Annotated in this window: 14 protein-coding genes and 1 pseudogene; 6 read left to right on the top strand and 9 right to left on the bottom strand. The window is 61.1% G+C overall.

Annotation, left to right across the window (positions count from 1 at the left end; genetic code table 11):
• Positions 1–112 precede the first annotated feature (112 nt).
• Complete coding sequence (locus ACQRBT_RS22745) at positions 113–2,419, top strand: hypothetical protein (protein ID WP_412046039.1); 2,307 nt, start codon at positions 113–115, stop codon at positions 2,417–2,419.
• Between the two features lie 63 nt (positions 2,420–2,482).
• Here ACQRBT_RS22745 and ACQRBT_RS22740 read toward each other — a convergent pair whose 3' ends face one another.
• Together ACQRBT_RS22740 and ACQRBT_RS22735 are read right to left on the bottom strand one after the other, a co-directional pair.
• Positions 2,483–4,471 carry a peptidase U32 family protein gene (locus tag ACQRBT_RS22740; RefSeq protein ID WP_060753078.1) on the bottom strand — a complete coding sequence of 663 codons (1,989 nt, stop codon included), beginning with the start codon at positions 4,469–4,471 and terminating at the stop codon, positions 2,483–2,485.
• Between the two features lie 298 nt (positions 4,472–4,769).
• Positions 4,770–5,150, bottom strand: coding sequence for a RidA family protein (locus tag ACQRBT_RS22735; protein ID WP_060753077.1), 381 nt, complete (start codon positions 5,148–5,150; stop codon positions 4,770–4,772).
• A gap of 182 nt (positions 5,151–5,332) precedes the next feature.
• Between ACQRBT_RS22735 and ACQRBT_RS22730 the strand changes: the two are divergent.
• Together ACQRBT_RS22730 and ACQRBT_RS22725 are read left to right on the top strand one after the other, a co-directional pair.
• Positions 5,333–6,100: pseudogene (locus ACQRBT_RS22730) on the top strand (PAS domain-containing protein); the annotation flags it as partial.
• 3 nt (positions 6,101–6,103) lie between these two features.
• On the top strand, positions 6,104–6,688 hold the full coding sequence (locus ACQRBT_RS22725; RefSeq protein ID WP_372241661.1) for a methyl-accepting chemotaxis protein: 585 nt from the start codon (positions 6,104–6,106) through the stop codon (positions 6,686–6,688).
• A gap of 46 nt (positions 6,689–6,734) precedes the next feature.
• Here the strand turns inward: ACQRBT_RS22725 and ACQRBT_RS22720 are convergent, their stop codons facing one another.
• The 5 genes from ACQRBT_RS22720 to ACQRBT_RS22700 all read right to left on the bottom strand — a co-directional run bounded on the left by ACQRBT_RS22720 (position 6,735) and on the right by ACQRBT_RS22700 (position 15,301).
• The gene (locus ACQRBT_RS22720; protein ID WP_060753075.1) at positions 6,735–8,057 is read right to left on the bottom strand and encodes an OprD family porin; all 1,323 of its coding nucleotides are present in this window, start codon (positions 8,055–8,057) and stop codon (positions 6,735–6,737) included.
• Positions 8,058–8,412: 355 nt separating this feature from the next.
• The gene (locus ACQRBT_RS22715; RefSeq protein ID WP_060753074.1) at positions 8,413–9,282 is read right to left on the bottom strand and encodes an isocitrate lyase/PEP mutase family protein; all 870 of its coding nucleotides are present in this window, start codon (positions 9,280–9,282) and stop codon (positions 8,413–8,415) included.
• Between the two features lie 141 nt (positions 9,283–9,423).
• Entirely contained in the window at positions 9,424–12,492 is a 3,069-nt protein-coding gene (locus ACQRBT_RS22710; protein ID WP_244383510.1) for an efflux RND transporter permease subunit, read from the bottom strand.
• Between the two features lie 9 nt (positions 12,493–12,501).
• The gene (locus ACQRBT_RS22705) at positions 12,502–13,689 is read right to left on the bottom strand and encodes an efflux RND transporter periplasmic adaptor subunit (protein WP_411984104.1); all 1,188 of its coding nucleotides are present in this window, start codon (positions 13,687–13,689) and stop codon (positions 12,502–12,504) included.
• 16 nt (positions 13,690–13,705) lie between these two features.
• Complete coding sequence (locus ACQRBT_RS22700; protein ID WP_411984105.1) at positions 13,706–15,301, bottom strand: efflux transporter outer membrane subunit; 1,596 nt, start codon at positions 15,299–15,301, stop codon at positions 13,706–13,708.
• A 280-nt stretch (positions 15,302–15,581) separates the two neighbouring features.
• On the opposite strand from ACQRBT_RS22700, the gene ACQRBT_RS22695 reads away from it, so the two are divergent.
• Both ACQRBT_RS22695 and ACQRBT_RS22690 read left to right on the top strand, forming a co-directional pair.
• Entirely contained in the window at positions 15,582–16,538 is a 957-nt protein-coding gene (locus ACQRBT_RS22695) for an ABC transporter substrate-binding protein (protein WP_161548112.1), read from the top strand.
• Positions 16,539–16,561: 23 nt separating this feature from the next.
• Positions 16,562–17,881 (top strand): LLM class flavin-dependent oxidoreductase, encoded by a 1,320-nt coding sequence (locus ACQRBT_RS22690; RefSeq protein ID WP_412046040.1) that lies wholly within the window; start codon positions 16,562–16,564, stop codon positions 17,879–17,881.
• On the opposite strand, the gene ACQRBT_RS22685 is transcribed toward ACQRBT_RS22690, so the two are convergent.
• Both ACQRBT_RS22685 and ACQRBT_RS22680 read right to left on the bottom strand, forming a co-directional pair.
• A complete protein-coding gene (locus ACQRBT_RS22685) occupies positions 17,882–18,880 on the bottom strand; it encodes an NADP-dependent oxidoreductase (RefSeq protein ID WP_412046041.1) in 999 nt (332 codons plus the stop codon).
• Positions 18,881–18,973: 93 nt separating this feature from the next.
• The gene (locus ACQRBT_RS22680) at positions 18,974–19,756 is read right to left on the bottom strand and encodes an SDR family NAD(P)-dependent oxidoreductase (RefSeq protein WP_412046042.1); all 783 of its coding nucleotides are present in this window, start codon (positions 19,754–19,756) and stop codon (positions 18,974–18,976) included.
• Between the two features lie 134 nt (positions 19,757–19,890).
• Here ACQRBT_RS22680 and ACQRBT_RS22675 point away from each other — a divergent pair, with 134 nt between their 5' ends.
• Entirely contained in the window at positions 19,891–20,484 is a 594-nt protein-coding gene (locus ACQRBT_RS22675; RefSeq protein ID WP_244383503.1) for a TetR family transcriptional regulator, read from the top strand.
• Positions 20,485–20,595: the final 111 nt, after the last annotated feature.

The raw sequence follows: 20,595 nt of genomic DNA, 5'->3' as shown, positions 1-20,595 counted from the left end.
CCCTGCGCCTTAGATGGAACAGATTCCTACGCAGGCGCCACACAGGGTGTACGGATGCCAGGTTGCGGGTCTACCGCAGCCTGGAGCAAATTCCCCACCCCAATGGCGAACGATGAAAACCACTCTTTTTACCTTTCCAACCCCTGACTACCTGGCAGGAAACGTTCAAGCCGCAACAGAACCCGGCAACGTCCGTCACAAGCGTGCGCTTGATGCCCCTGCGGCGGTGAAGCGTGAGTTGGCGGCGGCGCCGTCGGGCCTGAGCAAAAACTCGGCCAGCTGGGTGAGTTTTCAGCATGGCGTCAATCTGGCTGAAGGCATCGAGCCTGGCTCATCCAAGCGCATGACCCAGCAAGAGCTGATCGCTTTGCCAGGGAAAATGAGTGCCACGGCGGTGACCCCCGAGCAGGCGCTTTTCATTGCTGCGGCCCGCGTAGGTCCTGCGCTGGAATGGGCGGTGGCGAATGGCATCCTTGAGCGCAAAACCGAATATTCACAGGCGGATATTCAAAAAGCTGTTGCCGCACTGGACAAACACCTCGAAGAAATAGCGGACGCCGTCAACAGTCTTTCCACGCCCATGCCAATGCGCAAGGACTATTTCATCGGCACACAGCAGGTGTCCCCGATCAAGGGCCATGCCGACCCGGACAACAAAACCTACCCGGTGGCGCTCTACGACGACAAACGGTTCGGTGAGGACTTCAAAACGGATCTGGCGAACAAGAAAACCGCCTACGCCACGATCCTCCAGGAGGTGTTCTCGACCTTGCCCGTGCCGGACCAGATTGCTATCGCCCAGGGCGACGTCGGTGTGTATGCAATGAAGTCATCGGGAACGGACGGCAAGCTGGAGCGCCGCACGTTCTTGCTCAAGGCTGTCCATCAGGGCAAGACCACCGTGTATGAGGTCAACCCTGAACAGGGGACGGTGGTTAAACGGGATGACTATATCGGTGTCTTCCAAGGCAGCAGCGTGATCGGAAAAAAACGCTTGCCCGACGGTGGTTACTCCGAGACGTTCACGGCGTGGCAAAAGCCGAATATTCAAGGCAGTCAGTACCAGGCCAAAGTGGATAAGCAGCCCGGTGTGCAGCCGGACAACACGTCTTTTTCAGCGCAGCTTTACGCGCTGGAGCCCCTGGGGGAATTGCCGGCACCGGCTGCAGGTGCGACCACTCAGTCCAACCCGCAGGCGCTGTTCCTGGAGCGCAACAAGCAGCTATCGACGCTAGTCGGCGAGAAGTTGTTTTACCTGAGCGATCTGGACTTGCTGCACAGCGCACAAGAGGACCCGGAACGCGTTACTGACGCCGAGAAAGATGACCGGAAAAACTATCAGGCATTCAAGCAAGAGAGGGAAAAACGTCGCGAAGTGCTGAAAGGTTTTGTGCCTCTCTGGCACGGAATCGAAGCAATCAGTGCCGGGCGCCCCATAGAAGGGCTCGCGCAGATATGGATAGATATTCTGTCCTTTTTGCTGCCGGTCGAAAAAGTCGTCACCGAAGTTGTAACGAGTGGCATCCGACTGGTGAAACCGGTCATTCCGAAGTTTCTGAAACCCTCAACCCACTTTGCCAGTTACACCTTCAGGCCGGGTGCGCCAGGCGTCGCATGGGAAGGCGGTGTACAGGGATTGAAATGGGCGCCCAATACCTCGCAGAACCTGGCCAAGGGCGTCAATCAGTTCAAATTCAACGCAACGCCGCTCTCCAAGGCCGGCTCGGGCATGCGTGAAATCGAGTACAACGGCGCCAGATATTTTGCCGGTGCCAAGCCGGACGCCGGGGACAACGTGCACTATCTGCTGCGGGTACCGGACCCTCAAGACCCGACCCGGCTGGTGAGCAGCGGCATTATTGCCAAGCCGGATGAAACCGGCGTCTGGGCCAGGCGAGGGGTTCAAGGCGGCGAACGCCCCGGCGCAAAGAAAACGCAGGCAACGGATGCGAGTTCGAAAGGTCGCCTCCAGGCGCCCGGCAACACGGCGGCAAGTCAGAAATTGGTGAACCATCCAAACTGGCAGTCGGTAGTGGATTCGGGCACGTACAACGGGCAGCCGGTTTACATTCATTACACCAATAAGGAAGGCGCAGAAGCGATTACGCGGCAGTTGAGTATTAATGATGCCTCGCGTGAAGCCACGCGTGCCGGCTCCAAAGGCGGGGTCTACGTTAACCCACCGGGCCAGCAATTTAATGGTGAAAACGTCGAAACCCTGTTGTTTTTGGGTAACAAGCGCTACGAGGGGCGAGGTGACTATATGGTGATATTCAGCACCGATCAGGTGCCGACGAATTTGGGTCCTGTCACGTCGGGCAGTCCGTTCGTCGAGCTGAAGTTTCCCAAAGGCATCAAACTGACGTCGGCGAACTTCCTGTACGCGGGGCCTAACACGTTTCCCAATTATTTCGGTTGAGCGCCGCTGAGGCGCCAGGCGTCGGTTTCGTCCAACGCCTGGTTTATACCTCTCTGGGTCGACTCAGTGCGGTGCGCGCGGGATGGTCTTGAGCAAGTCATCCGGGCTGATGTAACCGACCACACTGCCAGGCTGCGGCAGGCCGAGGATATGCCCCTTGATCTTGCCCACCACGTGCATCTCGCAGGGTTTGCAGTCGAACTTGAGCGTCAGCACTTCATCGCCATGGATCAATTGCATCGGCGCCACCTTGGTCTTCACGCCCGTCACCCCCTTGGCCTGTTTAGGGCACAGGTTGAACGAGAAACGCAGGCAGTGTTTGGTGATCATCACCGGCACTTCGCCCGTTTCTTCGTGAGCTTCGAAGGCCGCGTCGATCAGCTTTACGCCGTGACGGTGGTAGAAATCCCGGGCCTTCTGGTTGTAGACGTTGGCCAGGAACGACAGGTGCGCTTCCGGGTACACCGGCGGCGGCGAGGTTTCAGCCTTGCGCCCGCCCCGTGGATGAGCGGCAACGCGAGCGGCGGTCAGTGCTTCGATCACTTCGCGGCGCAAAGCCTTGAGCTGTGAGTTGGGGATGAAGAACGCTTGCGGTGCATCCAGCTGGATGTCGGTGGCGTGGTACTCGGTGGTGCCCAGTTGGCCGAGCAGGTCACGCAAGGTCTCCAGCGCCTGTTCCGGCTTGTTGGCCACGCCAAACGGGCCGGGCAGGGTGACGCTGGCGCTCAGGCCTTCTTCGCTGGTGGCGGTGACTTGCAGCTGGTCTTCGCGCAGGCGTGCCACCCAGGACAGGCCGATACGGCGCTCGGCAGAGGTCTTGAGCAGCGCCTGTTGCCAGTTATGGTCCAGGTTGCGGTTCAGTGGGTGGTTGGGGCGCAACTGGTGCAGGCCGGCCGGCATTTCATTCGGCTCGACGCGGTAGCGGTAGCGCTTGGCACCGTCTTCTTCGAACTCGCCTTTAGGCTCAGCGATGTTGGCGCGAAAACCGACGACTTCGCGTTTGATCAGCACATTGAGGCCATCACCATTGGACAGCGGCTCATGGGTCACCACTTGCAGGTCGCGCTTTCCGGCTTTTTCCACCACGCCGACCGGCAGGCCGGTGAAGGTCGGGGTGTCGAAGGCGCCGATGTCGATCTTGCGATCGCTGACGAAGTAGTCGGTGCTGCCCCGGTGGAAGGTTTTTTCCGGGTCGGGCAGGAAGAAATGCGCGGTGCGGCCACTGGACGCGCGAGCCAGGTCCGGGCGGTCTTCCAGGATGTCATCGAGGCGCTGGCGGTAGTAGGCGGTGATGTTTTTCACATAACCCATGTCTTTGTAGCGGCCTTCGATCTTGAACGAACGCACGCCGGCTTCCACCAGGGCGCGCAGGTTGGCGCTCTGGTTGTTGTCCTTCATCGACAGCAGGTGCTTTTCAAAGGCCACGACGCGGCCCTGATCGTCTTTCAAGGTGTAGGGCAGGCGGCACGCCTGGGAGCAGTCGCCACGGTTGGCGCTGCGGCCATTCTGCGCGTGGGAGATGTTGCACTGCCCGGAGAATGCCACGCACAGGGCGCCGTGGATGAAGAATTCGATGGCGGCATCGGTCTCGTCGGCGATTGCACGGATCTCTTGCAGGTTCAGCTCACGGGCCAATACCAACTGCGAGAAACCGGCCTGGTCGAGAAACTTGGCGCGGGCCAGGGTGCGGATGTCGGTCTGGGTACTGGCGTGCAGTTCGATGGGCGGAATATCCAGCTCCATCACGCCCAGGTCTTGCACGATCAGGGCATCGACGCCGGCGTCGTACAGCTGATGGATCAGCCGGCGCGCCGGTTCCAGCTCGTTGTCATGCAGGATGGTGTTGATGGTGGTGAACACACGGGCGTGATAACGCCGGGCGAATTCGACCAGTTGAGCGATATCGCTCACTTCATTGCAGGCGTTATGGCGTGCGCCGAAGCTTGGGCCGCCGATATAGACGGCATCGGCGCCATGCAGGATCGCCTCGCGCGCAATGGCGACATCGCGGGCAGGGCTGAGCAATTCCAGGTGATGCTTGGGCAAGGACATAGTTTTTTTAGTCAGGCTTGTCACGGTTGAGGCGCGCATTGTAGCCGTGAAACGCTGGGCGGGCACCTACCATAGGGCCGGTGTGCAAACCGCTCAATCCTTGTGGGAGGGGGCTTGCTCCCGATGGCGGCCTGTCAGTCAGCTTATTTGTGACTGATGCCCCGCTATCGGGAGCAAGCCCCCTCCCACAGGGTTATGCGGTGTGCAGGGCGCCAGCGCTTAACAATGCAGGTCACCCATGCGGCACAGATCGAGTGGGGGTTGGCTTGCCTGCACACAATTTGTGGGAGGGGGCTGTTCAGGCTTTGGCGGCCATCGCGGTGACTTCGACGCGCATGCCTTCAACGGCCAGGGCGGCAACGCCAACCGCTGCGCGCACGGGCCAGGGCTTGGCGAAAAAGCGTTTGTAGACCTCGTTGAATGCGGCGCGGTCGGCCATATCGGTCAGATAAATGGTCAGGTGCATCACGCGGTCCATGGAGCTGCCGGCTTTTTCCAGGGCGACTTTCAACGCCTGCAGGGTGCATTCGCTTTGCAGGCTGATATCACCCAGTTCCAGGCTGCCGTCGGCGCGGGTTGGAATTTGCGTGGAAACCAGGATGCCGTTGAAGCCGATAACGTCGGAAGAGATCGAATCGGCGTCGGGATCGGGGGTAAAGCTCAGATCGTGGTTGGCCATGATGGGCTCGGGTCGAGTAAAGGGCAGCCAGTCTAAACACTGGCACCGCGCCGGTCACTTCTGTGGCATTTATGATCAATTACTTGGCGTCAATTAATAATTATTTTTTGCGCCTCAAGTCACTATTTTTCTGCCGATACTAGACTCAAGCATCAGTGAAAACGCTCGAGTGAGGGTACGTCATGTTCAATAAAGCGCTTAAAGCAGAACTGGCGGCCAGGACGGCCGAAATTACGCAATACAAGGGATTGATCGCCGCACTCGAACGCTCCATGGCGGTGGTCGAATTCGACCTGACCGGCAAGGTATTGCGCAGCAATGAGAACTTCCAGAAGACCATGGGGTACACCGCCGATCAGTTGGTCGGCAAGTCCCACCGTGACTTTTGCCCGTCTGAATTGACCGGCAGTCCCGCCTACGCGGCGTTCTGGAATGAGCTCAAGGCCGGCAAGTTTGTATCGGGCACCTTCAAACGTTTGGATTCCCACGGTAAAACCGTGTGGCTGGAGGCCAGTTACAACCCGGTGCCGGATGCACAGGGGCAAGTGTTGAAAGTGGTCAAGTACGCGCTGAACGTGACGCAAAAAGTCGAGCAGGAAGCCGCCACCCGCAGCAAAACGGCGGCCCTGGACCGTGCAATGGCGGTGATCGAGTTTGATTTGAATGGTGTGGTGCTCGACGCCAATGACAACTTCCAACAGGTCATGGGTTACTCACTGCCGGAACTCAAAGGCAAGCACCACCGTATGTTCTGCGAACCGGCACTGGTCAACAGCGGTGAATACAGCGACTTTTGGCGCCGTCTTAACAACGGCGAATTCTTCACCGGGCAGTTCAAGCGCATCGGTCGAGGTGGGCGTGTGGTGTGGTTGGAAGCCAGCTACAACCCGGTGTACGACGGCGACGGCAAGTTGATCAAAATCGTCAAGTTCGCCAGTGACATCACCGAGCGCGTGGAGAAGTTCGAGGAAGACTCTCGCGGGGCATCCCGGGCCTACCATATTTCATCCGAGACCGAGCGTTTTGCCGAGCATGGCACCGATGTGATTCAAGAGACTGCCGCTGAAATGCGCCGCATCGCCGATAACATCGGCGCTTCGGCACGGCTGGTCGGGCAGTTGGGCGATCGTTCCGAGCAAATCACCGCGATCGTCAATACCATCCGCGGTATTGCCGACCAGACCAACCTGTTGGCGCTTAACGCCGCCATCGAGGCGGCACGCGCAGGCGATCAGGGGCGCGGCTTTGCCGTGGTGGCCGACGAGGTCAGGCAATTGGCCGGGCGCACCAGCCGCTCCACCGCGGAAATTGCCGAGATGATCGGCATGATCCTCTCGGAAACCCGCGATGCGGTGTCCAGCATGAATGCGACCCAGGAAGGCGCGCAGCGTGGCGTCAACCTGGCCGACCAGGCCGGTTCGGTGATTTTGCAGATACGCACCAGTACCGGTGACGCGGTCCGTGCGGTGAGCATGTTTGCCTCGAAACTGGACGAGTCCGAGGTGATCCCTAAAACCGCCGTCGGCTGGGTAGGGTAGTGTGCGTGCACCGGCCGCCCGCTGGGGTGGCCGGTGCAGGGCCTGGTTACAGCAGGGTGAACGGGTAGTCGACGATCACCCGCAGTTCATTCAACTTGCCATCGCCCTGATCGGCGTTGGATGACACCATCGCGTCACGCAGGCGAAACGACAGGTTTTTCGCCGGGCCGCTCTGTAGCACGTACTTGGCCTCCACATCGGTCTCGTGGTGGTCTCCCTCGGCACCGTAGTCGCCGGCATAGGCACTGTTGGCCGGTGTGTGCGTGCCATTGATGTCCGAACCGTTGACGTAGCGGGTCATGAAACTCAGGCCGGGGACGCCGAAACTGGCCATGTTCAGGTCATAGCGGATGCCCCAGGACTGCTCGCCCGGACCGTTGAAATCGCCCCACTGGATCGAGTTGGCCAGCAGCACCGAATCGCCACCTTCACCCGCGCCGTTGTTGCCCGTGCCGATGTAGTCGAACGGCGTGTCGCCATGTACTTTCTGGTACGACAACGTCAGGGTATGCGCCGCCAGGAACGAGTAGGCCGCAGCGACCGAGTACGTCGTGTTGTTGATCGCCCCGGCCTTGGCACTGCCGGTGTCGAGGGTGCGATACAGGTTGCCATCCAGTGCCAGCGACTGGTCGTGGCTCAACGGGATCACATAGTTGAGGTTGGTGTAGTACTGGCGCCAGATATCTTCCAGTTCACCGGCATACAGCGTGGCGCTCAACGACGGCGTGAAGGTGTACTTGCCACCGACGAAGCTTGCGCTGTTGGCCGCCACGTTGGCGTAAGTGGCGTAGATATCGTGGTCATGGTTGCTGGTCATGCCGCTGTTGGTGCTGGTGAAGTGCCCGGCCTCCAGGTCCAGCCCGGCGATCTCGCTGCTGGTCAGGTCAAACCCGGTCGCGGTCTGCGGCAAAATACGTGTGCCGCCGGTGGCGAAGACCGGGGCGGTGGGCTGCATGTCACCGAATTTCAACTGGGTCTTGGAGACCTTGATCTTCACGTCTGCGCCCACTGAACCGTAGCCATTTTCAGGGTCGCCATGCCGGTCGGTCGGCAATTCGCCGGTGCCCGCATCGGCGTGCGTGGCGTCGAGCTTCATCGCGCCGTAGGCATAGGCATCCACGCCAAAACCGATAGTGCCCTGGGTAAAGCCTGAGGCGTAGTTGAGCATCGCGCCTTGGGTCCAGTCGCGGTTGTCAGCCTTGCCGCTCTGGCGGTCGCGGTCAAAGTAATAGTTGCGCAGCAGCCCCGTAAGGCTGCTGCCTTCTATAAAGCCCTTGGACTCTGCCTGGTCGGTCACCGAATCGGCAAAGCTGAGTTGGCTGATGCCGACGCCTATCGCCAGCGTCAACAGGCTGCACTTTCTGATCATGTTCTTATTTCCCCGAAATAATGAGCGCGCACAGTGACACCGCACTTTATTGAAAGACGCATAGGTTTAATGGGCAGGGATTCCAGGTGAGCGCAGTGCCGTTTTTATTGTGCTCGACGTGTTTGTCGAGTCCTGATTATTAACGGATTTTTCGCGGTGCGCAGCGGGGAGCGGGATTAAACTCGATTAATTAAACTTCACACTATTTAATCGGTTGGGGGTGTAGCGTGGTCAGGGTCTTAGCCGCTCTGCTTCGACACTACCCTTTGGTTTGCCGCCGCAGGTTCTGCGGCGGCTTTTTTATATCCACTTACAGCAGTGGCCGGGTATTCCAGCGCGAACTACTGGCGGGCTATTACTCTTTCACATCCATGAATTCTTCAGCCCAGGCTACGTAGCTCTCCGGCAACGTGTAGGTATGCGTCAACTCGGTAGCACTCAGGTTCGAGGTGCTGTGGGTCAACTTGCGCTGGGCGCGCAGGCTGTCGTAGGTAGCCTTGATCGAGGCAAAGTAGGCGCCATGCCCGGCCACCACGATGCGTACGCCCAGGCTGGCCAGGCGCTCGCTGTCATGGAGCAGGGGGTTGCCGTAGGTCACCAGCATCAACGGCACCGTGAGGTTCGCCGCGATCTGCTCAAGGTGCTCGAAGTCTTTGACGCCGACCATGCAGATGCCATCGGCGCCGGCCTTTTCATAGGCCTTGGTGCGCTCGATGACGTCGGCGGTCGGCAACACACCGGCGTTGGTGCGGGCGATGATCGAGAGTTCTGGATCGACACGCGCCTCCAGCGCCGCCTTGACCTTGCCGATGCCTTCTTCGATGGAAATCAGGTCGGTGGATTTACGCCCGAACTGCGCCGGCAGCAAGGTGTCCTCAATCGTCAGCGCCGCCACGCCGGCACGCTCAAGCTCCTCGACGGTGCGCATCACGTTCAGGGCGTTGCCATAACCGTGGTCGGCGTCGGCGATAAAGGGCAACTGGGCCACGCGCCCGATGCGGGTGGCCTGTTCAACGAACTCACTCAGGGTGATCAGCGCAAAATCGGGAGCTGCAAGTACCTGCAACGAAGCGACCGAGCCACCCAGGATACCGACCTCGAACCCCAGGTCGGCCGCGATACGCGCGGACATGGGGTCGAACACCGAGGCGGTTTCAACGCACATTTTCTTGGCAAGCAATTCACGGAAGTTGCGGCGCAACGCTGAGTGAGAGATTTTTGGCATGTTCTTTCCTGGCTCTGTCGTCTTCAGTGACGATCACTGTCTATTCATGGTGGCGCGAGGTTACCACGCAGGCGAGCCGGGGATTATGACGTTTGAGCATGGGGTAGGCGCCCTGCACATGGTGCACCTATTTGGGGCGGATCAGGGCGCTCGCGCCGGCTCTGAATCGAGCCGCGATTGCCCGGTTTCGTGAGCGTGCGTGGCTCCCATGAACAGGTACATCGCCGGTACCATGAACAGCGTCAACAGCGTCCCGATCGACAAGCCGGCGAAGATCACCAAGCCCATGTCATGGCGCCCAGCCGCACCGGCCCCGGACGCCCACACCAGCGGCACCACGCCCAGCACCATCGCCGCCGTGGTCATCAGGATAGGGCGCAGGCGCACGGCGGCCGCTTCTTCAATCGCCTCACGCTTGCTGTGGCCGGCGCGTTGCAATTGGTTGGCAAACTGCACGATCAGAATCCCGTGCTTGGTGATCAACCCCAGCAGCGTCACCAGGCCCACCTGGGTGTACACATTGATCGACGCGTAGCCCATGGTGATAAACGCCAACGCGCCGAACAACGCGGGCGGCACGGAGAACAGGATCACCACGGGGTCGCGAAAGCTCTCGAACTGGAAGGCCAGCGCCAGGTAGACGATCAGGATCGAGAACAGCAGCAGGCCGACGAACCCACCAGACTCCTGCATGAACTGCCGCGACTCGCCGGCGAAGTCCGAGGTGTAGCCCGAAGGGGCAACGTGGTTGAGGATCGTGTTCAGCTTCGCCAGCAACTCGCCCTGGGCCACACCGCTGACGCCGCCCAGCGTCGCCGAGTTGAGTTGCTGGAAGTGGTTGATCGATTCCGGCTGGGTCGAGGTCTCGATATGCGCCACCGTACGCGCCGGTATCATGTTGCCGGCAGGTGTGCGGATATAGTAATCGAGGATCTGCTCGGGGTTGAGGCGGTTGACCTGCAATACCTGGGGAATGACTTTGTACGAGCGCCCGGCGGTGGAGAAATAGTTCACGTAATTGCCGCCCAGAGCGGCTGACAACGCGGCGCCCACATCGGCCTGGGTCATGCCCAATGCGGCAATTTTTTCCCGGTCGACCACCAAGCGTGCCTGGGGTTTGTCCAGCTTCAAATCCATATCGGCGAACCAGAACAGCTGTTGTTTCAGGGCCTCGGCCATGACCGCCTGCGCGACTTCGTTGAGGTTCTCCACCGAGTCGGTGGTGGTGATCACAAATTGCACCGGCAACCCTTGGGCCCCCGGCAGCGAGGGCAGCGGGAAGGCCGCGATGCTGGCCCCCGGCACCTGATTCCATTTTTGCTGGAGGTCCAGAATCAGTTGGGCCTGGGAGCGGGTGCGGTCGCCCCAGGATTTGAGCAGCACGCCGCCCAGGCCCTGGTTGAGTGCCGGCAGGCCGGTCAGTTGGAACATCTGCGCGTATTCGGGTTCTTTGTTGGCGATCTGGAACGCCTGGTCGGCAATGCGCTCCATCTGCTGCGGTGACGCCGTCGGCGGGCCCTTGATCTGCATGAACACCAACCCCTGGTCTTCGGTGGGCGACAGTTCGCTCTTGGCCGTCATGCCGCTGGCCGCGACCAGCAGGAACAGGGCGAAACCAAAGGTCACCAGCACCGGCCAGACGTCCAGTCCGCCGGCCAGCACGCGGTGGTAGCGTTTGCGCAACCAGTCAAAGTACTGGTCGAGCCGCCGGGCGAAACGGCCTTCTTCCTGCCCAGGCTTGAACAGCCGCGACGTCATCATCGGTGAGAGTGTCAACGCCACCACGGCCGACACGGTCACGGCGCCTGCCAGCGAGAAACAGAACTCCTTGAACAGGGCACCCGTGAGGCCGCTGCGCAGCCCGATCGGCACGTAGGCGGCCACCAGCACCACGGTCATCGCAATGATCGGGCCGCCCAGTTCGCGCGCCGCGATCAGCGCGGCGTCCAGTACGCCTTTACCTTCCTCCTTGATATGCCGGTCGACGTTTTCCACCACAATAATCGCGTCGTCCACCACCAGCCCTATCGCCAGTACCAGGGCGAGCAGCGTCAGCAGGTTGATGGAGTACCCCAACAGGTACATGACAAAGAACGTTCCCACCAGTGACAGCGGAATCGCCACCAGCGGCACAATCACCGCACGGAACGAGCCGAGGAACAGGTAGATGACCACCGAGACGATGATCATGGCTTCGACCAGGGTCTTGACCACCTCGTAAATCGACGTGTTGATGAACTCGGTCGAGTCATACACGATCTCGCCGCGCACCCCGCTGGGCAATTGCGATTGCAGCTCGGGGAACGCCTCGCGCACGCTGCTGGCGACCGTCAGGATGTTCGCCGTGGGAGCCGCCTTGATGCCGATGAACACCGAGCGCTTGCCGGAGAACGCCACGCTGCTGTCGTAGCTTTCGGCGCCAAGGGTGACGGTCGCCACATCCTCCAGGTACACCAGCGCATCGCCTTTGTGCTTGATGACCAGGCGCTTGAACTCATCCACCGTGTGCAAATCAGTGCCGGCCGTGAGGTCGATCGTCACCGACTGCCCACGGGTCGAGCCCACGGCAGACAAGTAGTTGTTGTTGGCCAGGGCGGTGGAGACGTCCTGCGCGGTGACGTTGTGTGCCGCCAGTTTGTCCGGGTCGAGCCAGGCGCGCAGGGCGAACTGGCGGCCGCCGAGAATCTCTGCGGTTTGCACGCCCTGGATCGAGTCGAGCTTGGGTTTGACCACCCGCACCAGGTAGTCCGTGATGTTGTTGGTGGGCAGCGTGTCACTGTAGAACCCCAGGTACATGGCGTCGGTAGTCTGCCCGACGGCCACCGTCAGCACCGGTTCCTGGGCTTGGGCGGGCAGTTGGTTCTTCACCGAATTGACTTGGGTATTGATCTCGGTGAGGGCCTTGCTCGCGTCGTAGTTCAGCCGCAGGGTGGCGGTGATGGTCGAGACGCCGGTAATGCTCGTTGAGGACAGATAGTCAATGCCTTGGGCTTGAGCAATAGCCGCTTCCAGCGGCTGGGTGATAAAGCCTGCGACGGTGGAGGCGTCTGCACCGTAGTAGGCGGTGGTGATGGTGACCACCGTGTTTTCGGTGCGCGGCCATTGGTTCACCGGCAGTTCGAAGATCGAGCGCAGCCCCAGGATCAGGATGAACAGCGAGACCACTACGGCCCAGACCGGTCGGTGGATAAAGGTATCGGTCAGTTTCATGGGACACCTTTAATGTTCTTGGGGAGTCGGAGCCGGGTCGTTCAACGGCGCGGCGCGGTTGTCGACCTTCACCGGCGAGCCATTCTTGAGTTTCATCTGGCCGCTGGTGATCAACAGATCGCCTTCTTTCACTCCGGACACAATCGCCACCTGGTCGCCCCGGGTCGGGCCGGTCTTGATAAAGGTTTGTTGCGCGCTGAGCACTTCCTCACCCTTGTCGTTTTTACTCGAGGTGGCGATGAACACGGTGGTGCCGTAGGGGTTGTAGGTCACCGAGGTCTGTGGAACGGTGAGGTAGCGTTGGGAAGCGCCGGAATTGACCACGGCGCGGGCAAACATACCGGGCACCAGGCTTTGCCTGGGGTTCTCGACGGTGGCTTCGACGGTGACGTTGCGCGTGGTCGGATCGAATTGGGTGTCGACCGTGCTGATCCGCCCCGTGAAGGTTTGTTCGAAAAGGCCGTCGGCGGTCACCAGGACCTGTTGGCCGATGGCAATGGACCCGAGCTGGTTCTGTGGGACATTGAAGTCGATATAGATGGGGTCGAAGGTCTGCAGCGTGGCAATTTTGTCGCCTGGGTTGAGGTATTGGCCGGGGTTGACGCCGGTGATCCCGATACGCCCGGCAAACGGTGCGCGAATGGTCTTTTTCGCCACCAGCGCGCGTTGTTGTTCGGCGGCGGCAAGTTTGGCCTTCAAGTCTGCCGTGTCGGTGTCGACCTGGGCCTGGGACACCGCATTGACCGCCAATTGAGCCTTGTTACGCTTGAGCACGATGCCCGCCAGGTCGGCAGTCGCCTCCAGGGAGTGAAGCTGCGCGAGGTCCGCGTCGGCATTCAACTGCACCAGCAGCGCCTGGGCCGCCACCTGCTGTCCGGGCGTGAAACCGAGGGTACGCACGATGCCGCCGACTTCGGTGGTCACGTCCACGCCGCGCACCGCCTTCATCGAACCCACGGCGGACACACTGGGTTGCCAGTCGGCATACGGCACGGGCATCGCGGTCACCACGGCGGCGGGTAGCGGCAGTTTTGACTGGGCGATCAGCGCGGAAATCTGCACGAATTTCACCCCGGCGATGATCGCGACAATCAGCAATACCACCGCGATCATGATCAACATCGGCCGCCACAGTCGACGCTTGCGCGGTACGCCGGGCTCGGAGGGCGGGGGAGAGGCAGTCTGGACGTCGGCCATGGAGAGTCTCACGGGTTCAATGATTCGGTTCAGTCCAGCCCGCCGCTGTGGCGGGCGTCGCGTGCGCATTGTCGGCCGGCATCAGCTCCCGCCATGACGGCAGGCCGAAGCGGTCCGGCTGGCCCCGGGTGGCGGGGTCAACATCGGTGCGGTTCCACCAGCCGCCTCCCAGCGCCTGGAAGAGGGCCGTGGTATCGCTGTAGCGAGCAGCCTGCGCCCTGACCCGCGCCAGCACCGTGTTCTGGTAGGTCTGCTGGGCGGTGAGCAGGTTGATGTAGGCCACCGCGCCCAGGCGGAATTGGGCCTGCACCAGGTCCAGGTTGGCTTGCGCCGAGCGCTCAGCGGCAACCTGCTGGTCGAGGGTCTCGGCGTCGGCTTCGAGGGCGCGCAGTGCATTGGCCACGTCCTGAAACGCGACCAACACGGTGCCGCGATAACGCGCCGCGGATTCATCGTAGGCCGCCACGGCGGCGCGTTTGCGATGCTCCAGGGCGCCGGCATCGAAGATCGGTTGGGCAATCCCGCCCGCCAGGCTCCAGACGCCGGAGCCGGCCGAGAACAGCCGGGTGCCGCTCGCCACCGTGGAGCCCACGGAACCGGTGATGCTGAACTGCGGCAACTGATTGTCGACCGCCACGCCAATGTTGGCGCTGGCTTGGTGCAATTGAGCCTGGGCCGAGCGCACGTCCGGTCGCTGGCCGACAATCGCCGAGGGCAGACTGACGGGCAGGTCTGTCGGCAAGTGCAGGGAGGCCAGTTGGAAACGTTCGTCGCGGTCCTGATTGGGGAACCGGCCGAGGTAGGTCATCAGTTGGTTGCGAGTCTGCGCCAGCTGCTTTTGCAGGGGCGGCAGGGTGGCGCGGGTCTGGGCCAGCGCGGTTTGCTGCGTGAGCACGTCGGCATTGCTGATGGCGCCCAATTGTCGTTGGGCTTGCAGGACGTCGAGCTGATCGCTCTGCAGTCGGATGATGGCCTCGGTGGCCGCCACTTGATCGCGCAAAGACGCCAGGCTGACCGCCGTGTTGACCACATTGGAGGTCAGGGTGAGGTAGGTCGCCTCCAGTTGGAAGCGTTGGTACTCGGCCTGGGCCGTGGTCGATTCGATCTGCCGGCGCGTGCCGCCGAACACGTCCGGGGCATAGGATACGCTCAGCGACGCCGAGCTGAGCGTAAGGATGGGCGATGAGGGGGCCCCCGTTGTGACGCCCGAGACTTTCTCCCGGGTCTTCTGGAGATTGGCGTTGACGGCGGGAAACAGCGACGCCTGGTCGGCGTAAACCTGCTCATTGGCCTGGCGCAAGGCCGCTTGCGCCGCGCTGACATCCGGGTTGGCACGCAGGGCTTCTTCAACCAGGGCATTTAATGTCGTTGAGTGGAACAGCGTCCACCATTGCCCCGGAATGTCCATGCCCGCGATCAAGCGCTGCGCCGCGCCGCCGGTGTCGATATCGGCCTGGGCGGTGGTCGTCAGCGGTTCTTTTGTGTAGCCGGCCGCTGCGGGCACCTCGGGGCGGCTGAAATCCGGCCCGACCGTGCAACCGGCAAGGGCCAGGCACAGCAGGCCAAGCCGAGCCAGGAGAGGTGATTCACGCCGCCGCGGATGCTCTTTCATATCGACTCTATTAATCAGTTGGGCAACTGCTTTTTTGTCGAGCAATGCGTGCAGGTATCTGCGGGCGATCTACAGAAATGACCCTGGGCGCTGGACTTAAATCAGTGTAGGTGGTGCACGACGCTACGCAATGTCGGCGTATTCCCGGGGGCGTTTCTATGGGCTTGAAAATGCATTGTGCGCATTATTATAGAATTAGGTTATGCGTTATCGGTATTTTACACGCGCTGATCAGTCCCCCATCTTGTCCGTCCCCAAGAACAGGTAGCTGGAGACAAATGTGCGTGATCTGACAAAACGGGTAGCCGGGATGGTTGCCGCATTGCTGTGTCTGAGTGCGCACGCGCAAACGCTGGTGGTGGGCGACCAGAGCTACAACGCTCAGGCCGTGATGGAGGCGGCGGGCGTGCTCGATGACCTGCCTTATCAGCTGGAGTGGAAACAGTTCACCGCGGGCTCGCCGGTCGCCGAAGCACTTAATGCCAACAGCCTGGATATCGGTTTGCTCGGTGATGCGCCGGTGTTGTTCCTGGGCGCATTGGGTGCGCCGATCAAGGTCATCGCCATCAGCCGGCAAAATCTCGACGGCGTGGCGATTCTGGTCAGGAAGGATTCGTCGATCCACAGCCTGGCGGATCTGGCGGGTAAGCGTGCGGCCGTGTGGAAGGGCTCCTGGAGCCAGCAACTGCTGCTGACCGCACTCGACAAAGCCGGGGTGTCGCGAGACTCACTGGAGTTGCGCTACCTCAGCGCGCTGGACGCTTCCCATGCCCTGGAAGGCGGTTCGGTGGACGTCATCGCCACCTGGGAACCCTATGTCACGCAACAGGAACGCCAAGGTGCGCGCGTGCTCGCAACGGCTGACGGCCTGATCCCGGCCCAGAGCTTCGTTGCCGCCAATGCCAAGGCCGTGGATGCCAAGCGTGCGCCGATCAATGACTTTCTCCAACGCCTGAAGAAAGCCCGCGACTGGACCCGCCAAAGCCCGGCCAACGCCGATGCTTATGCCGATGCCTGGGCCAAGCGTACCCGGGCCGATGCGGATATCGCCCGCGCCTGGTTTGCCCGCGCCCGTACCACCGTGGAGCCGGTGACAGCCCAATCGCCGCTGGAGGCGCAAAAGACCGTGGACTTCTTCGCCAGCCAAGGCTTGGTCAAGTCTTACCCGGCCGCCAGTCTGTTCGACAACTCGTTCTCGGCGGCACTGCAACCCGCCGTCGTTACAACACAGCCCTGAACGCCGCAAGGAACACCTTGGACATGACCAAAAGACAGCTCAAACTTGGCGCCTTGACGATGGGTTGTGGCGGACCGGGGCGCCACAACCTGTGGCTTGACCCGCAATTGCCGGCCGATGCCAGCGTCAACATCGACTGGTACATCGACATTGCGCGCCAGGCCGAGGCGGCCTTGTTCGACTTGATGTTTATCGTCGACAGCCAGTTCATCACGCCGGGGTCGCCCTCCCACTACCTCAATCGCCTGGAGCCGTTGACGCTGTTATCGGCACTGGCCGTCAGCACGCGCCATATCGGGTTGGTCGGTACCCTGACGACTTCATACAACTCGCCTTACAACGTCGCACGCCGCCTGGCCTCGCTGGACCTGATCAGCAAGGGCCGCGCCGGCTGGAACGTGGTCACCAGCGGCGACGCCGGTACCGCCGGCAACTACAGCCGCGATGAACATTATGACTACGACACCCGCTACGGCCGTGCGGCCGAACACGTGCAAGTAGTGCAGGGCCTGTGGAACTCCTATGAGGACGATGCCTTTGTGCGCAACCGCGCCACCGGCCAGTTTTTCGACCCCAACAAGCTGCACAGCCTGAATCACCAGGGCGAGCATTTTTCGGTGGTCGGCCCGTTGAACATCCAGCGCTCACCCCAAGGCCAGCCGGTGATCTTCCAGGCCGGTGACTCGGAGCAAGGCCGCGAGCTGGGCGCCGCCACGGCGGACGTGATCTTTACGCATGCGGCCAGCATCGAGCAGGGCCAGGCTTTTTACCGGGATATCAAGGACAGGGCCGCGCGGCACGGTCGCGATTCCGAACAACTGCGGGTGATGCCCGGCGCAGAAATCTATGTGGGCGACACCGATGAACAGGCCCGTGAAATCGAGCGACACTACCATCACGCCGACCACAGCTTTGAATTGGCCTTGAAGGAGTTCGGGCGCAATTTCGGCTGGCATGATTTCAGCCAGTACGACCTGGATGCGCCGTTTCCGCAGGAGAGCCTGGAGGCTGCGCGCAGCAGCTTTTTCACTGCCGCCAAACGCATTGCCGACCAGGCCCGGGAAAAAGGTTTTACGTTGCGCCAGGCCGTCGAATTCGGTCGACAACTGCGCCCGGGGGCCTTTGTGGGAACGGCGGCAACCGTTGCGCAGAAAATGGCGGAGTGGTTCGAGGCGCGGGCGGTGGATGGGTTCAATATCTATATTGGGCATCCGCAGCAGTTCGAGCGCTTTACCCGTGAAGTCATACCGCTGTTGCAGGAACGCGGTGTGTACCGCACGGCATATGAGGGGACGACGTTGCGCGAAAGCCTGGGGCTGAAGATTCCGAAATCGGTGACCTAATCACTTGAGCGTAATCACCACCTTGCCCCTGGCGCGCCCCTGCTCGACGTACGTCAACGCCTGCGCCGTGTGTTCCAAGGGGAAGGTGCGGTCAATCACCGGCTTGATGATTGTGGCCTCGATAAGCTCGGTGAGCTGCTGCAGTTGTGCGCCATCGGCCCGCATGAACACGAATGCGTAGCGCACGCCCTGTTTGCGCGCCTTGCGCCGAATACCCAGGCTCAGCAGACGCATGACTTGCTGCAGTGGCCAGGACAGCCCTTGTTCGCGGGCGAATTGGACCGTGGGTGGTCCTGAGATGGAGATGAGCTGCCCACCGGGCTTGAGGACCTTGAGCGACTTCTCCAATACATCCGCGCCGAGGCTGTTCAGCACTACGTCATAGTCATGCAGGACGCTTTCAAAATCCTGCTGTGTGTAGTCGATCACCCGGTCGGCGCCCAGCGCCTTGACCCATTCCACATTGGCCGTGCTGGTGGTGGTAGCGACAAAGGCACCGAGGTGTTTGGCGAGCTGGATCGCGAGCGTGCCGACACCGCCTGACCCTGCGTGGATCAGGACTTTCTGGCCCGGTTGCAGGTGTGCGGTGTCGACCAGCACTTGCCAGGCGGTCAGGGCCACCAAGGGGATCGCTGCGGCGTGTGCCATGTCGAGATTGGCGGGCTTGCGGGCGAGCGCGTTTTCGTCCACGGCGATGCGTTCGGCGAATGTCCCGATGCGTGTTTCAGGTGGGCGGGCGTAGACCTCGTCTCCCGGTTTGAAGCGTTTGACTTGCGAGCCCACTTCCACCACGACCCCGGCCAGGTCATTGCCCAGGATCAACGGGAGTGGGTACGGCAGGATCAATTTGAAGTCGCCTTTGCGGATCTTCGCGTCCAGCACGTTGACGCTGCTGGCGTGCACCTCAATCAACACGTCGTGCGCCCCGACTATCGGGGAGGGCACCTCGCCAAGGCGACCAGTGTTCTTTCCATAGCGATCAATCAAAAAGGCTTTCATCGTGACGCTGCTCTTGTCGGTGGGCAGGCGTCGATGCAGGGCCTTGGGCGCCTGCACCTAATCCTGTTGGGATGATCGTGACTCAGTGATCGCTCAGGCCAGGTAGCGCTGGGCAACCGCGGACTGACGGATTTGCTCAAGCAAGCCCTGACGGGCGGTTTGCAGGCCATCCCAGCGTTCAGCTTCGTGCAGCGGCGGAATCGTCACCACCTCACGACGGTCGAAGCCGACCAGTGCGGCATCCACCAGATCGCCCACTTCCATGATTTCGTTCAGGGTGTTGATGTCGATGCCGGAGCGATCCCAGATTTCCGTGCGGGTTGCGGCCGGCAGTACGGCCTGCACATACACGCCCAGAGGCGAAAGCTCCAGGCTCAGGCCCTGGGAAAGGAATAGCACAAAGGCCTTGGTCGCACCGTAGACCGACATGCCGAACTCCGGCGCCAGGCCGACCACCGAACCAATATTGATGATTGCACCGTCGCCGGCCTTGGCCAGACGTGGAGCGATGGCACTGGCGAGCCGCACCAGCGCGGTGGTGTTGAGGGCGACCAACTGCGCGACGCTGTCGGTGCTCTGGTCGATAAAGCGGCCGGACAGCGCCGCGCCAGCGTTATTGACGAGGATGCCGATGCGGGCATCGTCGCGCAGACGGGTTTCAACGCGGGTCAGATCGTCGAGTTGGGTGAGGTCGGCGGGAATGATCTCGATGCTGACCTTGTGTTCGTCGCGCAACCTTGCAGCGAGTGCTTCCAGGCGCGCCTGGTCTCGAGCGACCAGCACCAGGTCGTGGCCGCGTTGCGCGAAGCGTGCGGCGTAAACCGCGCCAATGCCGGTGGAGGCGCCGGTGATCAAAACAGTAGGGCGAGTGCTCATGGTTCATCTCTCTGGGTGGGTTTTGCGTGTTTTTATGATGATGATCGAAATCTAAGCTGTCAACGATTTTGATTATGACTGGCATCTATGTATCATGGAGCGCAGGTTTTCCCGTTGAACACGAGGTATGACAGGTGAGAGTGACCAAGGCGCAGGCGCAGGCCAATCGAGAGCACATCGTTGAAACGGCTTCCGAACTGTTCCGCGAGCGCGGTTTTGATGGCGTCGGTGTCGCCGATCTGATGGCTGCGGCCGGCTTCACCCATGGCGGTTTCTACAAGCACTTCGGCTCGAAGGCCGACCTGATGGCAGAAGCCTCGGCCTGCAGCCTGTCCAAATCGCTGGTGGGGGCTGAGTCGCTCGATGTTGCTGGCTTCATCAACCGCTATGTGACCCGAGAGCACCGCGACCGACGTGGCGGCGGTTGCACCCTGGCGGCGCTGGGGGGCGACGCGGCGCGTCAATCGGATGAGCTGAAAACCACCTTTGCCGAAGGCATCGAACAGCTCCTGCACACGCTGGGGCAGAAATACCCGACGGGACCGGATGCAGAGGCGGGTGAGGGCAGGAAGAACATGATCGACCTGATGTCTCGAGCGGTTGGCGCGATTGTCTTGTCGCGGGCTTGCCCGGACGATTCCGCGCTGGCTGACGAGATCCTTGAAGTGTGCCGTGCGCAGATGTTGGCTTCGTTGGACGTTGCGGCCAGTGACGGCGCTCCTGCTTGAGCGCCTTTTCGCGTGGAGTGTTTAAGCGACTGATACCCAGTGGATTCTCAAAAAGCTCGTTAATGAGAATTGGTGCTAAACGAGAACTGTTGATATAAGATCCGCCGCGAA

Origin of the sequence: Pseudomonas sp. R19M (assembly GCF_050312585.1) — a bacterium.
GTDB classification, from domain to species: domain Bacteria; phylum Pseudomonadota; class Gammaproteobacteria; order Pseudomonadales; family Pseudomonadaceae; genus Aquipseudomonas; species Aquipseudomonas palleroniana.
This window is presented reverse-complemented; position numbering and strand designations above follow the sequence as displayed.

Bases quoted from the DNA above. Each gene is read 5' to 3' on its own strand.
- ACQRBT_RS22745 (WP_412046039.1), top strand. From the start codon at position 113: ATGAAAACCACTCTTTTTACCTTTCCAACCCCTGACTACCTGGCAGGA.
- ACQRBT_RS22740 (WP_060753078.1), bottom strand. From the start codon at position 4,471: ATGTCCTTGCCCAAGCATCACCTGGAATTGCTCAGCCCTGCCCGCGAT.
- ACQRBT_RS22735 (WP_060753077.1), bottom strand. From the start codon at position 5,150: ATGGCCAACCACGATCTGAGCTTTACCCCCGATCCCGACGCCGATTCG.
- ACQRBT_RS22720 (WP_060753075.1), bottom strand. From the start codon at position 8,057: ATGATCAGAAAGTGCAGCCTGTTGACGCTGGCGATAGGCGTCGGCATC.
- ACQRBT_RS22715 (WP_060753074.1), bottom strand. From the start codon at position 9,282: ATGCCAAAAATCTCTCACTCAGCGTTGCGCCGCAACTTCCGTGAATTG.
- ACQRBT_RS22710 (WP_244383510.1), bottom strand. From the start codon at position 12,492: ATGAAACTGACCGATACCTTTATCCACCGACCGGTCTGGGCCGTAGTG.
- ACQRBT_RS22705 (WP_411984104.1), bottom strand. From the start codon at position 13,689: ATGGCCGACGTCCAGACTGCCTCTCCCCCGCCCTCCGAGCCCGGCGTA.
- ACQRBT_RS22700 (WP_411984105.1), bottom strand. From the start codon at position 15,301: ATGAAAGAGCATCCGCGGCGGCGTGAATCACCTCTCCTGGCTCGGCTT.
- ACQRBT_RS22690 (WP_412046040.1), top strand. From the start codon at position 16,562: ATGACCAAAAGACAGCTCAAACTTGGCGCCTTGACGATGGGTTGTGGC.
- ACQRBT_RS22685 (WP_412046041.1), bottom strand. From the start codon at position 18,880: ATGAAAGCCTTTTTGATTGATCGCTATGGAAAGAACACTGGTCGCCTT.
- ACQRBT_RS22680 (WP_412046042.1), bottom strand. From the start codon at position 19,756: ATGAGCACTCGCCCTACTGTTTTGATCACCGGCGCCTCCACCGGCATT.